The organism is candidate division KSB1 bacterium, from assembly GCA_034521575.1.
Taxonomy (GTDB): domain Bacteria; phylum Zhuqueibacterota; class Zhuqueibacteria; order Residuimicrobiales; family Krinioviventaceae; genus JAXHMJ01.
Genome location: JAXHMJ010000005.1, coordinates 600,404 through 620,064 on the forward strand (window position 1 = coordinate 600,404; position 19,661 = coordinate 620,064).

The window sequence follows — 19,661 nt, forward strand, 5'->3', positions numbered from 1 at the left end:
ATGATTGTTTTGGATCATAATTTCCTCCGTGGCTGATTATTGAACGGCAGGTTATTTGTTTTGTCGATACAGCCTCAAGTCTCTCAGGATTCCCGCCTGCGCTGTTTTATAAAATACTCGTTATAATCATAACGCGATTTCGGCGACCATGTTTCATTCACCCTCGGCAATTTTTTTCGAAATATTGACTTTACAGTTTCATAGCCTGGTTTGTCAGCCAGATTTTCCCATTCGTTTTCATCGCTGCGATGGTCATACAGTTCTTCGGAACCATCCTCATAGCGGATATAACGAAAATGCTCACCGCGAAGACTGTGATTGTTTCGCCCGTATGTGGTAACCACAGCATGCGGCCAGGCGGCATTGGGATTGGCCAGCAGGGGTTTCAAGCTGTGGCCCTGATTTTGCAAATATTTCGGCAATCCGCATAAATCCAGCAAAGTGGGATAAATATCAATCATACCCGCGGGTTTGTTGCAGGTTTGAGGAGTCTGAAAATCCGGATCCGAAATAATGAGCGGAGCACGAGTGGCTTCTTCCCAGAGAGAGTGCTTGCCGAAACGATTCTTTTCCCCGATATGATACCCGTGGTCGCTCCACAATACAATCGTTGTGTTGTCGGCATAGGAGCTCGACTCTAATGCATCCAAAATCTCGCCCACATAATGATCCACAAAAGAAATACAGGCCAGATACGCCTGTACAATATTTTTCCATTCATCGTTTTGGATCGCCCATTTAGTAGTTGGCATCATCGGTAAAGCGGCAATACGTTTACCAATACCCGGGATATCGTCCATGTCCGTCGGAAGATACGGCGGCAGTTCAAGCTGGTCCGCAGGATGCAGATCAAACCATTTTTTCGGTACGTGCCACGGCACATGCGGCCGCAGGAATCCGACGGCCAGAAAAAACGGCTGATCGTGTTGTGCGGCCAGTCGTGCCTTGGCCCATTGTGCGGACTCGTAATCCGGCATCTCCTCATCCCGTTCCGGAAACGGTCCCCAGTCGGTACTTGTACCGCCGTGATTGATTCCCGACTTGCCTTCCCATTTCATGTGCTTTTCCGGTTTCGGACCGAATCCGCGTGCCCTGCCGCCGGACACATCAAACAATCCATCCGGCGCATAATGATGGAATAATTTGCCGATCCCCATGGTCTTGTAACCATTTTGCTTGAAATAATCCGGCAAAAAAATACATTCACGCGTGGTTGCATGCGATTCACGGATATCGTTATCGTCAATTTGCCCGTAAATCCCGGTTGTGGACGGCAACAATCCGGTCATCATGCTGGCGCGCGAAGGTCCGCAGATCGGTGCCTGGCAGTGCGCGTTACTGAACACAGTGCCACGCGCCGCCAGCCTGTCTATATTGGGAGTCAGCGCATTCGGATGTCCGCGCATACAGCCGATCCAGTCGTTCAAATCATCAATGGCGATGAACAAAACATTTTTTTTCTTTTTTGGAACAACAGTACATGCGGTTGTACCAAGAACACTGGTGGTCATTACAGCAGTTTTAAGAAAGGTTCTTCTGTTCATAGCATTTATCCTGTTGTCTGTTTAGAATTTAAAACCGCTTTTAAGAGAATGAACCGGGGTTCGTGCTTTGAAAAAAACTTAAATTCCAGATTAAAACGGCACACCCCTCTCCCGTTTCACCTTGAGCGCCTCCATATACCAGACAAACTCGTCCAGAAACCGGTCTGTGTGTTTGTCGATACGTTCGTTCAGCAACGAACCCTCTGTGTCAATACTCTCCGCAATTGAAGGAAACGGTAAAATTGAAGAAATGGCCGGCATCCCGAGTTCACCGACAACCTCTCTCAGATGCACCATGGCCCGTACACCGCCAAAACGTCCGGCGGAATAACAGGCAATGGCCGAAGGTTTGAACAAATATTCGCTTTGAAAATGATCCAGGATATTTTTCAACGCCGGCGGCAGACCATGATTGTATTCACCGGTCACAATCAAAAAACCATCGGATGCCTGAAAATGACCGGCGAGGCGCTGCATGGGTTCCGGAGCCTCTCCCGGATTGAATTCCTTGTACATTTTATCCAAAAACGGCAGTTTTTCCTGCAGCGGATCGATAAAATGCACCTTTAATCCGCGGTCCCGACATTTTTGATGCAAATACTGCGCAGCGCGAATACCCTGTCGTTCTGAACGAACAGATCCGTAAACAAGTGAAATTGTAAGATTCATAAAGTCCCTGAAAAAATATGAGCATTTTAAATTTATCAGGCCTCTTCCTGCATCGAACAGGCCCTTTTCATAAAATAAGAGAATCGCGAGTCTTTTGCAAGCAAAGTTTAATCGTAAAGCGCGAGACGGCACTGCAGCAAACACCTGAATCGCACTCCCGGGTGAATTATCAACTGGACTCGTGATTGTAAAAGTTAATCTTTAGGCATCGTTTGATTTTTGAAAATCGGGATACAGAAAATGCAGCCGTTTTAGATAATACACGCGGGTAGCATAAAATGTCAATACAAACAAAATGACAATCCATGGAAATCGCACAGCCACGCTAACTGACAATCCAAGCACGGAAAACTGTGTGGCTTTGAGAATCGTTGTTTCGCCGGGTTTTACCTGCGCATAAACAAACAAAGGGAACACGAGCAGCGCCGGCACGGCCAGCAGCCAATCTCTGATCAACAAACTGATCACCAGTACAACAAGTTCAAAGAAAAAGGCAATCAAGGCGGTTCCTCTTGCGCCATATTTGACAGCAACCGTAATTTTGCCCGTTTCAGCATCTCCTTTGCGGTCCGGCAACGTCGTGTACAAAGAGACAGACACGCAGGCAAGACCGTACAGCCAGGCCTGTACCGGCCAGCCGCTGCCGCCGCCCGCATACCATCCCAGCGTATAGATCAATACTCCCCCTAAACCGTTGGCAACCATCCCGCCGACAGGTCTGTTTTTCCAGGTCAGCGGTGGAAAATTATACATCCAGCCTGTCACTGCCAGTAAAAGCACAAAAACGGGAAAAATCTTTGGCATCCCCCAAAAACTCCAGATAAAAGAGGCGCTAATCAGCAAACCCGCTTCTACCCAGGCCTGCGTTCTGGATATATGTCCGGTGGCAATAAGAAACTTGCGGCCGTTGGCCCGGTCTGTGGCAACATCCTGAATCTGATTCAACACATACACAGCCGCCATAAGCGCTGTAACAGCTGCCATCAGTCCCAGAGATCGATTCAAAGGCAGCGAGGTCAAACCGGCGCGTTTTGCTCCCCACCATCCGCAAAGAAAAAAAATCCATACAGGAAAAAACAATATCGGACGAACCAGGAAAAAACCATCCAGGCATTTGTAAATAAAATATTTCATTCATGTCCGTTAATATTATATCGAGAGCTTGCAATTTCTAAAAAGCATATCAGATTCCAAGAATCATCTCAGCGGTCCCCGTGCTGCCCCGAGTTTGCGCAAGACACAGTCAGGGTTAGAATAAATATTTTTTGAGTAAAAAACAAACTATTTTTTCTTTTTCATAGTTTCCCAGGTCCATTCACCGTTTTCATAAAAAGCCTGCCATTTCGTGGCTTTGCCGTCCTTGAGGCCGGCAAGGGCCTGTCGTTTTTCTTTGCGTTTCCATTTGATGACCGCCGGGTTGCCGTCCGGGTCGGTTTGCGGCGCATCGGCCAGGTAATGAAACTTGGGGTCCAGTTCATCGCGGTGCCGGGCCAGGTCCTCCACCATGGGACTTTTGGTTTCACGCGAACGCGGAAACTTGTTGGACGCCAGAAACACACCAGCGAGTCCGTCGCGCAAAATAAAATAGCCGTCGGATTTTTCACATTTCAGCTCAGGCATGGGCACCGGATCGGCTTTCGGCGGCGCCGGTTGACCGTTGCGCATCAGCTTGCGCGTATTTTTACAGTCCGGACTCGTACAGGCAAAAAACTTGCCGAACCTTCCGGTCTTTAGCTGCATGTCCGCTCCGCACTTGTCGCATTCCACAATCGGCCCGTCATATCCCTTGATACGGAACTGACCTGATTCTATCACCGTGCCGGGACAATCCGGACTGTTCCCGCACACCCACAGTCGGCGTTTTTCATCAATGAGCCACGAATCCATGGCCGTACCGCACTCGGGACAGCGTTTTTTCGAAAGCAGTTCCTTTGCCTCGGCATCTTCATCACCGGGCACCGGTTCTGCTTCCTCGCCGGGGATGAGATTGATGGTTTCTTTGCAGCGCTCCTTGGGCGGTTTGTTGTATCCGCTGCAACTGAGAAAACTGCCGGTGCGCGCGGTACGCAGCTGCATAGGCAATCCGCAGGCCGGACATTCAATATCCACAGGCACAGGCGCATTGTCCTGCATTTCTTTGTCCGCCTGATCCAGTTTAGAGGTAAAATCCGCATAAAATTCATTTAGGGTGTTCCGCCACTCCGCATCCCCCTCTGCAATTTCATCCAGCTGCTGCTCCATCTGTGCGGTAAAATCATAATCCATCAGATCGGTAAAATTATTCACCAGCCGCTGGGTCACGATATCGCCGATTTTCTGCGCGTAAAACCGCTTTTTGATCAATTCCACATAACCGCGCTGCTGTATGGTGGAAATAATCGATGCATATGTCGACGGCCGTCCGATACCGCGTTTTTCCAGTTCCTTGACGAGACCGGCTTCGGTATAGCGCGGCGGCGGTTTGGTAAAATGCTGCGCCGGTTCGATATTCTTCGAGACCACAGATTTCGTCCGACCGTGACTTGGGGCAATTCAGCATCATCCTTTTCTTCGGCGGCAATACACGCATCCAGCCGTCAAACCGCATGACGCGACCGGTGGCGCGGCACTCGTAATCACCGGCTTGTACAACAATCGTAGACCGATCAAACTCCGCGGGTGTCATTTGGCTGGCCACAAACTGCCGCCAGATCAGATCGTAAAGCCGCGCTTCATCCCGGTCCAGTCCCTTGATACTTGCGGGGTCGCGTCCAATTTGGGTGGGTCGGATGGCTTCGTGCGCTTCCTGCGCCGACTCGCCGCTGGCATACACGTTGGCTTTGGGCGGCAGATAGCGTTTCCCATAGGTGTTGTCAATGTGCTCCCGGCAGGCCTTGAGCGCAACCGGACTGATATTTCGAGAGTCGGTACGCATATAAGTGATATGTCCGGCCTGATACAACCGCTGCGCCAAAGTCATGGTTTTCTTTACTGAAAAACCAAGCCGAACGCTGGCCGCCTGCTGCAGCGTGCTGGTAATGAACGGCGGATGCGGCCGCTGCCTGACCGGTTTTGTTTTGAAATCAGAGACCGTAAATTCTTGCTCGCGCAGCTCGGCAAACGGCCTTGTCGACCTGCTCCCGGCTGCCGGGTACAAATTTTTTGCCTTTGTATTTGCTCACCTGAGCCCGGAACAGCTGTGGCGCTTTCAGATCGACAAAGACGTCCCAGTACTCTTCCGGGACAAACGCATGAATCTCGCGTTCGCGCTCCACAATCAGGCGAACCGCCACGGACTGCACACGGCCGGCGGAAAGTCCGCGCGCAACTTTTTTCCACAACAGCGGCGACACCATATAGCCTACCACCCGATCCAGAAACCGGCGCGTCTGCTGCGCTTCCACTCGTGTCATGTCCAGTTCACCGGGTTGCTCAAATGCCTGCTGTATGGCGGGTTTGGTGATCTCGCCGAATTTTACACGACGATAGCGCGCTGCATCGCCGCCGATAGCCTCGCGCAGATGCCAGGCAATGGCCTCGCCCTCACGGTCCAAATCCGTAGCCAAATACACGCTATCCGAAGACTCGGCCAGCTGTTTCAATTCTTTTAATATCTTGTGTTTGCCAGGTAAAATGATATAATTCGGTTTCCAACCGTTCTCCGGATCAAGCCCCATATTGCGAACCAGATTTGCATAAGAGCGTTCGCGCCGCAGTTTTTCTTTTTCTTCCTGGGGCAAATCTTTGGGAATGGGTTTCGCTTTGGGCTTGTCACCCAGGTCTTGGGCCGAAGTGGGCAGATCACGGATATGCCCGACGCTGGAACGAACAATATAATCATCCCCCAGATATTTGTTGATGGTTTTGGCCTTGGCCGGAGATTCTACGATCACCAACGATTTTGCCATGGTTTTCTCCTCTTGAACGATCGGATCATCTGTTTTCTGAAAAAGTTCATTTTATTATTGTTCAATATAACACTGAAAGGTGCAATGGTTCATCAAATCATTGTTTGCCGAGGGCTGCAGAATTTTTTCATCAAATATTTATCACCAAAGGATTTGATAGCATAAGCAAAGAAAATTCCCGATAAAACATCAATACTGTAATGACCTCTGGATAAAAACAAAGCCGAAATAATTATAAAAACACAAACAATCAAAATAATCCGATAGTATTTATTCTGAACGAGCAGAAAATACATATACGCAAACCCCGTGTGTCCGGATGGAAATACACCCAGTTCATATTTCGCAAACCCGTTAAACGGTCCCTGGGTGCCGTCAAACAACTCTGGATTCCCAAAGGGTGTTAAAATAATAAACACTTCCCGAACCAACTGAAACAAGCCACCCAATAATAAAAAATACGGAATTTTAGCATACTGTTGTTTATGAATCACATAAACAATAAACACAAATGCCGAAACGATCATAAAAATATCATAGATATAATCAATATCCCAATAGGGTAAATTATCAAGAATCAAGTCGGACAATACAGGCAGCTTTTCTCCCTCTTGAATATAATAATGCAAGTAGGTTTGAGAGTAATAATTCAGATTTTTACCTGCAATCAGAATTAATAATCCAACATAGAAATATTTATTTTTAAAGAGAGAATTCAGAGCATAACCGATTTCTTTGATCTTTCTATTCATATTCATTCTTTCGCGAAAAAATCATACTTTTTTTTAAATAATTTACAACATTTTACAAATTAATGCAATGCCATTCGACAGCTTTCATCGCCATTGGCATTTGAATTAATACTAAAATCCAAATAACCTGCCAATAAAAACCCTTGATAAAGTACTAAAAATGTGTTACCATAGGACGTAACTCTTGAATCAATGCTCGGGAGGGCAAGTTACCTCATGAAAAAATGCTTACTATTCTTGTTGTTTTGTGCGTCTGGCACACTGATTTCGGCGGATTTGACCCGGGACGGATATTTTGAAGAGCCGGGATTAACCTTTCTGGTTTTTCACAATGACTATGCGGAAGGTCATCAAGGCGGTTTGGAGATCATTCAGCATGATGAGCGCATTGTCACCAACGGCAATGTTCAGTTATCCGTTACGCCCGGACAATGGACGCCCTATCCAGTCATGCAGGAACGCCAGGTATTTGCCGACGAAAACCGTATCTCAATATCCGGTACTTTTCCGGACCTGGGCATCGCGTATAGCATCCATATCACATCCGAACGCGAAGGCTTTCACATTCAGCTTGACCTGAAAGACCCTCTGCCGCTGCATTGGGTAGGGCGCATCGGATTCAATATCGAACTTTTTCCTCCGGCATTTTTCGGCAAGACCTGGCAGATGGACGAAACATCCGGTTATTTTCCCAGACAGGCGGGCGGGCCGGTCAAATTAACCGCTGCGGATAATATCCAGCCGCTGCCCATCGCAGTTGGCCGGCATCTTACGGTTGCTCCTGAAGACGAGATTCATAAAATATCCTTCCGTTCTCTGACCAGTGATCTGGCCCTGTATGACGGCCGCATTCCGGAAAGCAATGGATGGTTTATCGTTCGCTCCAACATACCCGCCGGAGCCACCAAAGGCGCCGTGGAGTGGTTCATCCGGCCCCATATTCAATCCAATTACCAACGCTCCCCGCAAATTTTGTATTCGCAGTGCGGTTATCATCCGCTGCAGGAGAAAAAAGCATTGATCGAGCTGGACCCTTCTGCTCAGGGATTCGAGCGCGCCATGCTGAAAAAACTGGGAACAGACGGAAAGGAACATATTGTCTTTGTCAAGCCGGTAAAAAAACAGAGCCGATTTTTACGCTATCTCTATGCCTCGTTTGATTTCACACCGGTTAAAACGCCCGGTATGTACTGCATCGAGTACGGTAAAACAAAAAGTCCGTATTTCCGCATCGGCGAATACGACCATTCCGAGCTCTGGCGGCATACCCTGACGACCTTTTTACCGGTGCAAATGTGCCACATGGAGGTTCGTGACCGCTTCCGGGTATGGCACGGCGTCTGCCATCTGGATGATGCCCTCCAGGCGCCCACGGATCATAAACATTTTGGTTTTTATCAGCAGGGCAGTCAGACCCAAACTTCTTACAAGCCCTATGAGCATATTCCCGGCCTGAATACCGGTGGCTGGCACAGCGCCGGCGATTATGATCTTTCAGCCTATTCCCAATCTTTGACGGTATATACTCTTTCACTTGTACAGGAAACCTTTGCACCGGATATGGATGAGGTGACGGTACTGCCTGAAGACCGTTATGTCAGAGCTGCATCATCCCGACCGCCAACCGGATTTAATTCAGCAAATTGAACACGGTGTGCGGTACCTGATGAACACCTACAAGGCATGCGGTCATATTCCGTTAGGCGTCATTTCTCCCACCCTGAAACAATATGTGCATTTGGGAGACGCCATGAGTATGACCGACAACCAGATTTATCATATCTCCAAGGATATGATCCCGACCCCCCGGTACAGACGCGGAGAAATGGATGACCGCTGGGTGTTTACAGATTATAATCCGGTTCTGCAATATCAGGCCATCCAGGCCTTTGCGGCCGCCAGCCGGTCGCTTGCCGGCTATAATCCATCGTTATCTGTTGAGTGTATTCGAACCGCCAAGGCGTTGTGGAATGATGTTCACCAACGCAGAGCACGAAACATAGGGTCGACGGACAATGCGGATAAAAATGAGCAAGAGTACCTGGCTGCTGTAGAACTGTTCCTGTCCACAGGATCGCAAGACTATCGCAAGATCGTGACAAATCGAAACCGCATCAAGGACAACTTTGAGCGTCTGGGGTGGTCCGCCTGCCGGGCCCTGCAAGCACTAAATGACAGCGCGTTCAGCGTGTTTCTTCTACAATGCGCGCGTGATTATGAGCAAAACCTCGACGCTCAACTCACAGCCAATCCTTTTGAACTGCCCCTTTCTAAAGAGCGAAACGTGTGGGGCACCGGCCGGGAAATCCTGAATTTCGGCATGCGTTATTATTATCTTCACCGCCGGTTTCCGGAACTCTTTGATACCGCCCCGGTGCATCGGGCGCTGGAGTATGTGCTGGGCCGGCATCCCGGTTCTCATATTTCGTTTGTCTCCGGTGTGGGATCATACTCGGTGACCACCGCTTACGGTGTCAATCGCGGCGACTGGTCCTATATCCCCGGCGGTGTGGTTTCCGGCACAGCCATCATTGAATCGGACCTGCCTGAACTCAAACAGGACTGGCCTTATCTGTGGCAGCAAACCCAGTATACCATCGAAGCCGCAGCTTTTTTTATCTTTTGTTCGCTGGCGCACGCATCCCTATTACCCTGAATCTTTATCATTCAAGAGGTTTGATTATGCACAAATTTCCCAAACGCGGAATTGCAGGTATACTATTAATCGTGATTTTCTGGTATCTGAACTGGACACTGCAGGGAGCGCGTACCCATGTGCTGTTTTTCCCGCAGTGGCTGGGATATGCCCTGACCATAGACGCCATTGTCTATGTGCGCAAAGGGACATCCCTCTTTGCACGTTCGTGGAAACGCTATATCGGTTTATTTCTCATCTCCGCGCCGGCCTGGTGGCTGTTTGAATTGTTCAATCTGCGCCTGGAGAATTGGGTATACCTGGGCAAAGACATCTTTTCTTCCGGCCACTATGCCATGTTTGCCACATTCAGCTTTAGTACAGTGATTCCGGCCGTGCTTGGCACAGCCGAACTGGCAGGCACGTTCAAATGGATTCAGCGCATGGGAAAAGGTTCCCGGTTCGAGTACAAAAACAGTCAAATACGCGCGACGTTTGTCATGGGATGGATCATGCTGGCCCTTTTGCTGCTCTGGCCGCTTTACTTTTTCCCCTGGTCTGGGTATCTGTCTATTGTATCATTGATCCTCTCAACCACTGGTGGAATAACCGATCCCTGTTTCAGACTGTCAAACACGGTGACTGGCGGCCGGTTATCGCATTATGGACGGGTGTATTGATCTGCGGTTTTTTCTGGGAGTTCTGGAATTATTACGCTTATCCCAAATGGGTGTATCAGGTGCCGTTTGTTGATTTTCTGCATATATTCGAGATGCCGCTCATCGGATATCTGGGATACCTGCCGTTTTCGATGGAATTGTTCGCCTTGTACCACCTGATCACTCGACTGGTCGGTCGGCATGATCCCAACTATATTCAGTTAATGAGATAAAACAATGGAAATCCGTATTTCAGGCTCAAACACACTGTCCGCTCGGCTCCCCCATCACCGATTCTCGGCGCACCTGTGTCCGTCCGCTCACTCGGCATCTGGGCGCCGGATCATATTGAAGAAAAAACACTTTCAGAAAAACTCGAATGCTTTATCCAGCGACTCCTGGATACCTGCGGGGGAGAATTGACGGATAGTACGATATTTTCACAAGCATTTGGATAAAATACCTTGACATAAAGAAAATTATTATCTATATTTTTAAATTACCAAATAAAAGTCATTCCTATGTTTTTAAAAGCTATGCATTTCATCTGCTCAACCATAAAATAGCAATGAACAGACTCTCAATCTGGAAAGTTGAGCAGGAATTGTAATTTTAAACGCAGTTTCAATATATTCAAGACAATTTTATTTAGCCTGTTTGTTTGAAATTTAACAGGGACATTATTCAGATCCCCGAATAATTAATTAAATCAGGGGTAACCTATGAAACTGCTTGGCTTTAGCTTTCACTGTCTGATATTTATATTCTTATTCTTGCCGGTACAGGGCCGATCGATAGGTATTGAAGTGTTCAATCAAAACGTTCAGATATCCGGTCAATCGCAAATCTACACCGAACTTTACAAAAGCACCGGCGCCAATCCCGGACGCCCGCCTTCAACCGCCAGAATTACAGCCAATCCTCACTTGCGTTTTTCTGACCTGTTCACGGTCTCGGCCCAGCTCATGCTGTCCACAGAGGGGTCAAGCGCACGTCAAAACATCAATATACTGGGACTGCATCCAACGTGGAGCTGGGGTAAAGCTCATGTCGGAGATTATTCGGATTATTTTTCCCGATATACATTTAACGGCATCAATGTCAAGGGCGCGGAAATTGATTTGTTCCCGGGCAATTTCCGATTCACGCTTGGCGGCGGACAAACACGCCGTGCTGTAGAGGGTACCCTGGTGCATGAAAGTTATGATCAGTATATGGCATCCTCCAGGATCGGATATCAAACAAAAAACAATTCATTCTTTCATTTGATTTTCCTGAAAGCAAAAGATGATCCGGCCTCTCTGAAAAAACCAAAGGACTGGGACTATGATTACGTGATTCCGGATACACTGGAAACAGAACTGGATACCCTTTGGATCGAACCGCCCTATAATCCCCTTTCCGTCACCCCCCAGGAAAACCTGGTGATCGGTTTCGCCTCAAGATTGAATCTACTGAACAATCACATATCACTTGAGATTGAAGGCAACGGCAGCGCCTATACAAAGGACATAAACGCATCTGCGGTCAAAATGGACAGCCTGGATATTGACTCATTTACTGAATCATTATTCACCGAACTCTTTACCCCGCGTGCGGGCTCTAACTTTGATTACGCACTCAACACCCATGTGGAGGTCACTCTCGACAAAATCAATATGAATGCCGGATATCGGCGCATCGGTCCCGGATATATTTCTCTCGGTACCCCTTCTATGGTCAATGATCGCCGGGAGCTGCTGCTGAACACCCGTTTTCGGACCGGCATTCACCGTATACGGCTCGGATGGAATCAACTATCAGATAATCTTTTAGACCAAAAATTACAGACCAATATCCGCAACCAGTTGCAGGGCTCGGTATCTACCATCACCAAACATTGGCATTCCCGCATTAATCTCCGATCTCTGATCATGAACAACCAGGCATCTTCCGATTCCATAGAATGGAATTTTAATAATTATATTATCTCAACGCATCAATCTTTCGTACCGGGACGCGAATCCACGTTGCGTAATATCGGTCTACAGTACACGTTTCAGACCTCGGAAAAAACCTTATTCGCAGAGTCGACGACGAGCCGCTATCACACTGCAAGTTTAACGACAAACATCCGGATCGCACAACAATTGAGTTTAAACACATCAATCGGCCTGTCTCTGAGAGATTCAAATCATCGCGGTCAATATACCACCCAGGTGTATTCCGCGAGACTCGTGCATACTGCATTCAGGAACAAATTATCCACTGTATTTTTCACCTCATCATCTATGGTCAGAGACACGCGCATGCTCAGAACCGGGCTGACGTCCAATTACCGTCTGGGCGCTTCGTATAGACTGACATTAAATCTGTCGTTCAACGATTTCAGCGGTACGCGCAAATACAGAGAATTTCGACCCACATTAATGTTGTCCCGTCAATTTTAAATGGCTGGAGGCCATATGAAAAAGCAATACTATTCAGTCATTGCTGTTTGTCTATTGTTGATTACAATCATGACATGTATGCAGACGGTCGAACCGGAAAACGGGACGTTGACCATTCAGCTCAATTGGCAGGCTGAATCATCGGCAAACGTTCTGAACACAGCAAAATCACTGACAGGCAAGTCCAATTCCCGCACCACCACAGATATAAACGACATAGCCCTGGTTCGCGTTACTCTGCAGCCCGGTGATCTGGTTTTCGAATTTGAAATTTCTGACACCGATCCAACTGTAGATGTGGAACTTGGAATATATAATATTGTTGTGGAAGCATTGAATGACAGCGGCGCTGTTCTCTTTCAGGATCCGCAGAAAAAGTGCTGGTGGACCCCCCGGAACAGACGACCATCACGCTGGTCATGCAGGCAAACTTTCCCATCCAGGCGCCTGGTTTCAACCTGCCGGCCGTCAATTACAGCACCACCGGAAAATATGTGCTGGTCTGGTCTTCCACCCTCAAATCGTCAAATTACCGTCTTGAAGAAAGCACGGACAGTACATTCACACAAACCAGCGCTGTTTACACGGGCGCGGACACCAGTGTTTCTTTGAATAAAAATACAGACGCTGTCTACTTTTATCGGGTACGCGGTGAAAATGAAATTGGTTTTTCACCCTGGAGCCAATGGATCAAATTTATCGTTTCGATAAAACCGGAACTGTTAATTCTCACAGACTCTTTACCGGGCGGAACCGTCAACCAGCCCTACAGCCAAACCCTCGAGGCCGAAGGAGGACATGAACCTTATACCTGGACATTGATTGAAGGCGCTCTGCCCGCAGGCTTGACTCTTGAAGCGAGCACCGGTCAAATCTCCGGTACACCATCTGTTGCAGGCGACTATGCTTTCATCCTTCAGATAGCTGATAACAGTGATCTGCAGCAAACGGACACCTTGTCACTCTCTATTACCATATCACCCGCGACTCTGCAGATCTTAACAGGCTCGCTGCAAACGGGCACGCTCAATGCATCTTTTAGTCAGATTCTCACTGCAAGCGGAGGAACTGAACCCTATACCTGGTCTGTCACGGCAGGCAGTCTGCCGGATGGTCTGATTCTGGACGCGGCATCCGGCAAGATTTCCGGCGCCTCTGTTGAATCCGGCCTATTTCAGTTTACAATACAGGTCACGGACAACAGCGAGCCGCAGCAGTCGGCCTCTGTATCATTGTCTATCGCTATTCAACTTCCGGCTTTACAAATCCTGACGAGCGCCCTTGCAAACGGCAATCTGAATTCAGACTACAGCCAGGTTCTGAGCGCCACCGGAGGAACTGAACCCTATACCTGGTCTGTCACGGCAGGCGGTCTGCCGGATGGTCTGATTCTGGACGCGGCATCCGGCGAGATTTCCGGCGCCTCTGTTGAATCCGGCCTATTTCAGTTTACAATACAGGTCACGGATAACAGCGAGACGCAACAGTCGGATACGCGTACTCTGTCCATTCAGATCAATCCCACCCAACTGGAGATATTAACCCAATCTCTGGCGGACGGACAGGTCGGCACAGCCTATAGCGGTTCCCTCATTGCCGGCGGCGGCATTGAACCGTATACCTGGTCATTGAATGCCGGAATCCTGCCCGATGGTTTGACACTGGACGCCTCTTCCGGACAAATCTCCGGCACACCTGCATCAGCCGGAACGTTCAATTTTACCGTACAGGTGAACGACAACAGCGATCCGCAACAATCCGATTCAAAAACATTTCTATCACCATTTCAGCATCCGAACTGCTCATCAGCACGGACGAACTGCCGAATGGTAAAACAGACGAATCATACAGTCAAATCGTGGCAGCCACCGGCGGAACAGGCGCCTATACCTGGTCGATTGTATCAGGCACACTGCCGGAAGGCCTGACCCTGGATTCCATGTCCGGGCAGATCATCGGAGTCCCGGAAGCAGCAGGCACGTATGCATTCACGGTTGAGGTTACGGATTCGGGTGATCCGGTTCAAACCGCTTCGCATGAATTCACTGTAATTATCTACCCGCCGGACCTAAAAATCACCACAGTTTCGCCGCTGCCTGACGGTACAGTCGGGGAAACCTATGCCCAGGACATTCACGCCCGGGGCGGCAGCGCAGATACTTGGACCTGGTCCATGATATCCGGTGTCTTGCCTGAAGGCATGGAGTTTCTGGACTTTGCCGAAGCAGGACGTGTACAGGGTACGCCCGGGGAAGCCGGTACGTTTAATTTCACGGTCAAAGTTACCGATCTTCTTTATCCGGAATTATCTGACAGCCAAACCTTCTCCCTGTCCATCAATCCGGCTGAACTTGTGATTACAACAGCCACATTCCCCCAGGGCGATCAGGGTGTCGCATATAACCAGACAGTCAGCGTCTCAGGAGGAACTCCGCCGTATGTCTATTCGATCTATTCCGGAGCGCTGCCTTCAGGACTGTCCCTGAATTCTTCTACCGGTGTGATCAGCGGTACTCCTACTGTTGCGGGAACAACCAATTTTAATGTTCAGGTCACTGATCATGGAGATCCGCAACAGGCTGTTTTAAAGAGTTTTTCCATTACGATTCTATCAGCTTCGGTTTACATTACCACCGGCTCGCCGCTGCCCGATTGTAAAGCGGGCACAGACTATAGTGTTCAGCTGCAGGCAGACGGCGGAGAACCTCCCTACACCTGGGCTATCACAGAACGCTCACCCGGCTGGTTCGCCGAAGGGCTCTTTTTAAGTGCTGACGGCGTGTTGAGCGGCAATATCAATGCGCAGCCGGGAACCGGCCAGTTGACCATTCAGGTCATGGATCTTGCAGAAAACACTGCCGCCAAAACATTTGACCTCACCATCACAGCCGGTGATCTGGAGCTTTTCTGGCCAAATCTACCTGACGGACAAACCTTCACGGATTACAGTGGAATGATTATCTATCGTTATGGTACGGGTCCGCTGCAGACACCCTGGACGATAACAGGAGATTTTCCTCAAGACCTTACAATAGAGTATTCATCCGATGGGTATCAAATGGAACTCTCAGGTCAGCCGATTGAGGGAGGTACTTATAATTTCAGCATAACAGTCGAGGACAGCGGTGATCCGCAGCAAACACGCACCGATTCATTTTCGATCACGATCAATCCATAAGGGTAAACTATGAATCAGATAACAAAGAAACAAACCGTTCTCATATCGTTCCTCTGTTTTCTGTGTTTATTCTCTCAAACACTCTGGGCCCAGGACTGGAACGCCTCGGTCACCCTGGATCCGTTTGCCAGTCCTTACCTGAGCGACTGGCAAAATGACCCCACCCTGGCTATTCTGGAAATCCAGAATAATTCCGGAGAACAGGATGTCATCATCGTGGATCTTGAGCTCAGCAACACAAACGGGACCCTGCTCCGGGCCGCTTCACAGCGCTTGCTGGTACAGCCGGGGCAGCCTGTGTTTCTGAACACAACCGATTATATAAACTGGACCGTCACTTTTATTAATTCCACAGTCAAAGAGCAGATCAACCGCACCGGCATGTTTCCGGAAGGCGATTACGAAACCTGTATCAGCATCCGTAATTTATGGGGCAATGAACTTGTACCGCAAACCTGTGCGTATACCAGCATTGTCCACCCCGAGCCGCCGGAACTGATTTACCCGATCGAGTATCAGGAAATTTTTATGCCATATCCGGTTTTTCAATGGATCCCGCCGCAAACACCGTACGGCAGACAAATGGTCTATGTCTTTAGAATTGTAGAGATCATGGCCGGACAATTACCCAACCAGGCGCTGGAAAGCAATTATCCGCATTATGAAAATTACAATGTATTCACCTCGGATTTTGAATACCCCCTGGACGGCTTGCCTTTGGAAGCGGGAAAATCCTACGCCTGGCAGGTGCAGGCCGTTGATCTAAGCGGCAAACCCGCGACGAAAAATGAGGGTAAGAGTGTGATCGGCGTATTTACCACACCGGCGTCCTTTGAAGGTCCGCTCCCCACCCTTGAATTGTTGTCTCCTGCCGATCATGCGCTTTTGACCTCCAATCAACCGACCTTTGAATGCATTCAACCGCGGGTTGATCCTGCCACACCGGTTTATTATACCGTCCAGATCAACGAGATGACCGCCGGACAAACTCCGGAACAGGCGATGGCCGCCAATCCGCCGCATTTCATCAATGCGGCCACGCTTACCGAACCTGTATTGCAATATCCGCCTGATGCTCCCGAGTTGGAAACGGGAAAAAACTACGCCTGGCAGTTCACAGCGCTCGACCCGTATGGCCAGCCTGTCACCGCCCATGAGGGCAAAAGTGAGGTGAGAGCGTTTACAGTCGCCGAAACATCACCGGTGCTGGTTGAAACGCAATTGCTGCCGGAAAAATTGACGCTGCCGACCGAAGACATTGCATTTCTACAGCTCAAAAACAATGACACCCCCCTTGTCCAATTCTCATTGTCTGAGGATTCATCCGAGATCACTGTGACGTCTATATCTCCGGGAACCACACCTCTGGTATTTAACTGTCTGAGGGGAGACGCAGCGGAAGCGCCGCAAACCGGCGCAAGCGTCAATGTCACGTTCGACCGCTATACGCATGAAATCCTGACGGGCAGCATCGCTGCCTCGATTCATCCAGCCGTTGAATCAGATTTTAACCTTGCTGAGCAGGGTGTACCCATTGCACTGCGGACCATCGAATACGACCCCGCAAGTCAGTCATTCTCTCTCGGAGCAGTCCCCAGTTTGTTCAACACCCTGTTTCTATCCAGTCCCGTAACTGTCAATTTATCGTCCGCAGGCGTTATCACCGGCGCATTGCCCCACCAGCAGCTCGTGCAGCAAATTCCTCTGATGCAAAACTCCGCAAGACTGGTCTATCTCGTGCAGTCTCTGGGCGGTGAAATCAACAGCTCTCTCTTGTCAGACCTGCATCAAAGCAGCCTGGATATCTCCGGCAGCCTGACATTTTTGCCGGCACTGCCGCAGCTCAATGAACGCTCGATACCGGTTGACATGCACATGAGCGGTGAAAATTTGCAGATATCCTACACCGGCAATACGCCTGATCCGAACGGCATCACTCTTCCTGTCGGCGCGGTCCATTTAACCCTGCATCAATTCATCAGCCATACGTTCACCTGGTCGGTCCCGGAACAGCGCTGGGAGTTTGATTTTGCATTTGATGTCAATCTGTCTTTCACAGACATCTATCCTCAACTGAACCTTCCGCGCATTTCCTCTGTGCACCTGACGCCCGAAGGATTCAATTTTCCGCAAACGTCCATCCCTGATCTCGGGTTTGATCAATTCTTTGCCTATCAGGATGTACAAATCAAACCCTTTGCATTCCGCATCCGGGAATTTACCTTTGACTGGTTTGATGCATCGAGTGAGAATACCGGCGACTGGGGATTCCGGTTTGACTTTCTGACCAAACTCAGCCTGAATTCACGTCTAAGCGACCTCGAACGGGAAATTAACAACAATCCCCTCACCGTCCTCAATGCCGGTTTCAAGCAACGGTGCTTTATCGGAAACGTAGAGCCGCGTACATTTCAATCCCCCATCACAGCGCCGTTTTCCAATAACAAACCGGGACTGCTGATCGAACGTATCAAAGGCGAATTCAATCAAGAATCAGGAATTCCGCAAATTGATTTTTCCGTTTTATCAGACTGCATTCTGCCCGCATCCACCGCAGGAGGAACGCAAACCGTCAATTTTGATGACCTCTGGATAAAAATGAGCAGCCGGGGGCTATTTACAGGTCAATCTCCGGCGTTTACTCCCGCACATCTTCTGCCCTGGCAGCAGCTTGACATTGCCATTCAAACGGCTGAACTCTTGCTTAGCAAAGAACAAGGCGAACAGAGCGCCCGGCTCAATCTGGACGGCCGTATTAATCTGCCGCTCTCCGGCGCCTCGAACATCTCGGCAAACGGCAGCGGTACATTCGATCTCATCAGCCAACAAATCACTGACGGACAGTTTCTGATCAATAACCCGTTTATCATAGACGTCCCGGCATTTACCTCAACTCCCACCTTGCAGCTGCGCTGCATCAACGGCGCAGCGGTGAATCCGGCCGGACTGCAGCTGAACAACGCAACAGGCGAGCTTGTGCTGGACAACGCGCCGGTATCCCTGCAGTACAGCGACAATGTGACATTCAGTCTTCCTGATTTGCAATTAACATCCGGTACGATTACCTTTGATGATAGCTTTGCACTGCAGATCAGCAATTTGACCGGAAATACGCAGAATATGCTGTGGCGCGCCGTGAGCCCCGATGCAGCAGGGGCTGCAAACAGCCTTTTACTGCCGCTGCCGTCCGTTATGATTAAAAACGGCACGCTCACAGCCTCCGGCAAGGCAGATGCGTCTGTGAATCTCAACAATCAGACCTATTCCAACCTGGACGCCCGCTTTTCAAGCAATTTTGCAATCGGATTTTATGAACCAAACGTCGCATCCGGACGCGTTGATTTTTACGCAGACAATGCCAACGTCGCCTATCTGGACAGCACCGGATTCTGGACCGGACAGTATTTTTCAGGAGATTCATTATTGACCCGGCTGCCGCTGCCCGATTCTTCCATTGCCTATGCGCTTCTGCAGGATTCCGAAGGAAATCGCCTGATTCAAACCGAACAACAGGGTGAAAATATCAGACTGTACACGGCGCAAGGCACAACGGTCAAACTTTTCCTGCCTGCATTGTCCTTTGATTCCGGTTCGATCCCCATGCTGGAAACAGCTCTGGACCTAATTGTCAATGCCTCAACCCTGCGACCCGTGAGCGGCTCGCTGTCCGTTACGGAAAACAGCGGCAGTGTGCTATCACTGATAAAAGCCGGACTGCCTTTGAACGTAACCGGACTTTATTTTGATGATGCGGAGGGTGACGGCGATTTTCAAATGTCCGCGGACCTGCAGCCGATCCTGCCCAAAGCTCTGCAAGCATGCTGACCTCCAGGCTGAAAGTATCGCCCTGAGTCCAAATCGGATTCGAATCCTTTGATACACGCCAAATTGATCCCAATAAACCGCCT

General features: G+C 49.2%; 13 protein-coding genes and 1 pseudogene. 9 read left to right on the forward strand and 5 right to left on the reverse strand.

The annotated features are described in order from the left end of the window. Positions 1-83: 83 nt before the first annotated feature. The 5 genes and pseudogenes from U5R06_15610 to U5R06_15630 form a co-directional block, all read right to left on the reverse strand. Positions 84-1,544, reverse strand: a complete 1,461-nt coding sequence (locus U5R06_15610; GenBank protein MDZ7724186.1) for a sulfatase — start codon at positions 1,542-1,544, stop codon at positions 84-86. Positions 1,545-1,634: 90 nt separating this feature from the next. Next, positions 1,635-2,213 (reverse strand): NADPH-dependent FMN reductase, encoded by a 579-nt coding sequence (locus U5R06_15615; GenBank protein ID MDZ7724187.1) that lies wholly within the window; start codon positions 2,211-2,213, stop codon positions 1,635-1,637. A 201-nt stretch (positions 2,214-2,414) separates the two neighbouring features. Next, positions 2,415-3,347, reverse strand: coding sequence for a UbiA family prenyltransferase (locus tag U5R06_15620; protein MDZ7724188.1), 933 nt, complete (start codon positions 3,345-3,347; stop codon positions 2,415-2,417). 147 nt (positions 3,348-3,494) lie between these two features. Beyond that, positions 3,495-6,100: pseudogene (gene topA, locus U5R06_15625) on the reverse strand (type I DNA topoisomerase). Between the two features lie 92 nt (positions 6,101-6,192). Next, the gene (locus U5R06_15630; GenBank protein MDZ7724189.1) at positions 6,193-6,852 is read right to left on the reverse strand and encodes a phosphatase PAP2-related protein; all 660 of its coding nucleotides are present in this window, start codon (positions 6,850-6,852) and stop codon (positions 6,193-6,195) included. Between the two features lie 216 nt (positions 6,853-7,068). Here U5R06_15630 and U5R06_15635 point away from each other — a divergent pair, with 216 nt between their 5' ends. The 9 genes from U5R06_15635 to U5R06_15675 all read left to right on the forward strand — a co-directional run bounded on the left by U5R06_15635 (position 7,069) and on the right by U5R06_15675 (position 19,578). Further along, positions 7,069-8,499, forward strand: coding sequence for a hypothetical protein (locus U5R06_15635; GenBank protein ID MDZ7724190.1), 1,431 nt, complete (start codon positions 7,069-7,071; stop codon positions 8,497-8,499). Continuing rightward, positions 8,447-9,508: a glycoside hydrolase family 9 protein gene (locus U5R06_15640; GenBank protein MDZ7724191.1), complete on the forward strand. Its 1,062-nt coding sequence runs from the start codon at positions 8,447-8,449 to the stop codon at positions 9,506-9,508. Before U5R06_15635 ends, U5R06_15640 begins: the two co-directional genes overlap by 53 nt. Before the next feature lie 26 nt (positions 9,509-9,534). Continuing rightward, positions 9,535-10,167 (forward strand): hypothetical protein, encoded by a 633-nt coding sequence (locus U5R06_15645; protein MDZ7724192.1) that lies wholly within the window; start codon positions 9,535-9,537, stop codon positions 10,165-10,167. Continuing rightward, positions 10,164-10,379, forward strand: coding sequence for a hypothetical protein (locus tag U5R06_15650; GenBank protein ID MDZ7724193.1), 216 nt, complete (start codon positions 10,164-10,166; stop codon positions 10,377-10,379). Before U5R06_15645 ends, U5R06_15650 begins: the two co-directional genes overlap by 4 nt. Before the next feature lie 75 nt (positions 10,380-10,454). After that, positions 10,455-10,604 carry a hypothetical protein gene (locus U5R06_15655; protein ID MDZ7724194.1) on the forward strand — a complete coding sequence of 50 codons (150 nt, stop codon included), beginning with the start codon at positions 10,455-10,457 and terminating at the stop codon, positions 10,602-10,604. A gap of 264 nt (positions 10,605-10,868) precedes the next feature. Beyond that, on the forward strand, positions 10,869-12,575 hold the full coding sequence (locus U5R06_15660) for a hypothetical protein (GenBank protein ID MDZ7724195.1): 1,707 nt from the start codon (positions 10,869-10,871) through the stop codon (positions 12,573-12,575). Positions 12,576-12,952: 377 nt separating this feature from the next. Further along, complete coding sequence (locus U5R06_15665) at positions 12,953-14,503, forward strand: Ig domain-containing protein (protein ID MDZ7724196.1); 1,551 nt, start codon at positions 12,953-12,955, stop codon at positions 14,501-14,503. Further along, positions 14,434-15,753: an Ig domain-containing protein gene (locus U5R06_15670; GenBank protein MDZ7724197.1), complete on the forward strand. Its 1,320-nt coding sequence runs from the start codon at positions 14,434-14,436 to the stop codon at positions 15,751-15,753. The genes U5R06_15665 and U5R06_15670 overlap by 70 nt, the downstream gene beginning before the upstream one ends. Before the next feature lie 9 nt (positions 15,754-15,762). Next, on the forward strand, positions 15,763-19,578 hold the full coding sequence (locus tag U5R06_15675) for a hypothetical protein (protein ID MDZ7724198.1): 3,816 nt from the start codon (positions 15,763-15,765) through the stop codon (positions 19,576-19,578). The last annotated feature ends 83 nt before the right edge of the window (positions 19,579-19,661 follow it).

Coding starts and splice junctions, on each gene's coding strand:
- U5R06_15610 (MDZ7724186.1), bottom strand. CDS start 1,544: ATGAACAGAAGAACCTTTCTTAAAACTGCTGTAATGACCACCAGTGTT.
- U5R06_15615 (MDZ7724187.1), bottom strand. CDS start 2,213: ATGAATCTTACAATTTCACTTGTTTACGGATCTGTTCGTTCAGAACGA.
- U5R06_15620 (MDZ7724188.1), bottom strand. CDS start 3,347: ATGAAATATTTTATTTACAAATGCCTGGATGGTTTTTTCCTGGTTCGT.
- U5R06_15630 (MDZ7724189.1), bottom strand. CDS start 6,852: ATGAATAGAAAGATCAAAGAAATCGGTTATGCTCTGAATTCTCTCTTT.
- U5R06_15635 (MDZ7724190.1), top strand. CDS start 7,069: ATGAAAAAATGCTTACTATTCTTGTTGTTTTGTGCGTCTGGCACACTG.
- U5R06_15640 (MDZ7724191.1), top strand. CDS start 8,447: ATGTCAGAGCTGCATCATCCCGACCGCCAACCGGATTTAATTCAGCAA.
- U5R06_15645 (MDZ7724192.1), top strand. CDS start 9,535: ATGCACAAATTTCCCAAACGCGGAATTGCAGGTATACTATTAATCGTG.
- U5R06_15660 (MDZ7724195.1), top strand. CDS start 10,869: ATGAAACTGCTTGGCTTTAGCTTTCACTGTCTGATATTTATATTCTTA.
- U5R06_15675 (MDZ7724198.1), top strand. CDS start 15,763: ATGAATCAGATAACAAAGAAACAAACCGTTCTCATATCGTTCCTCTGT.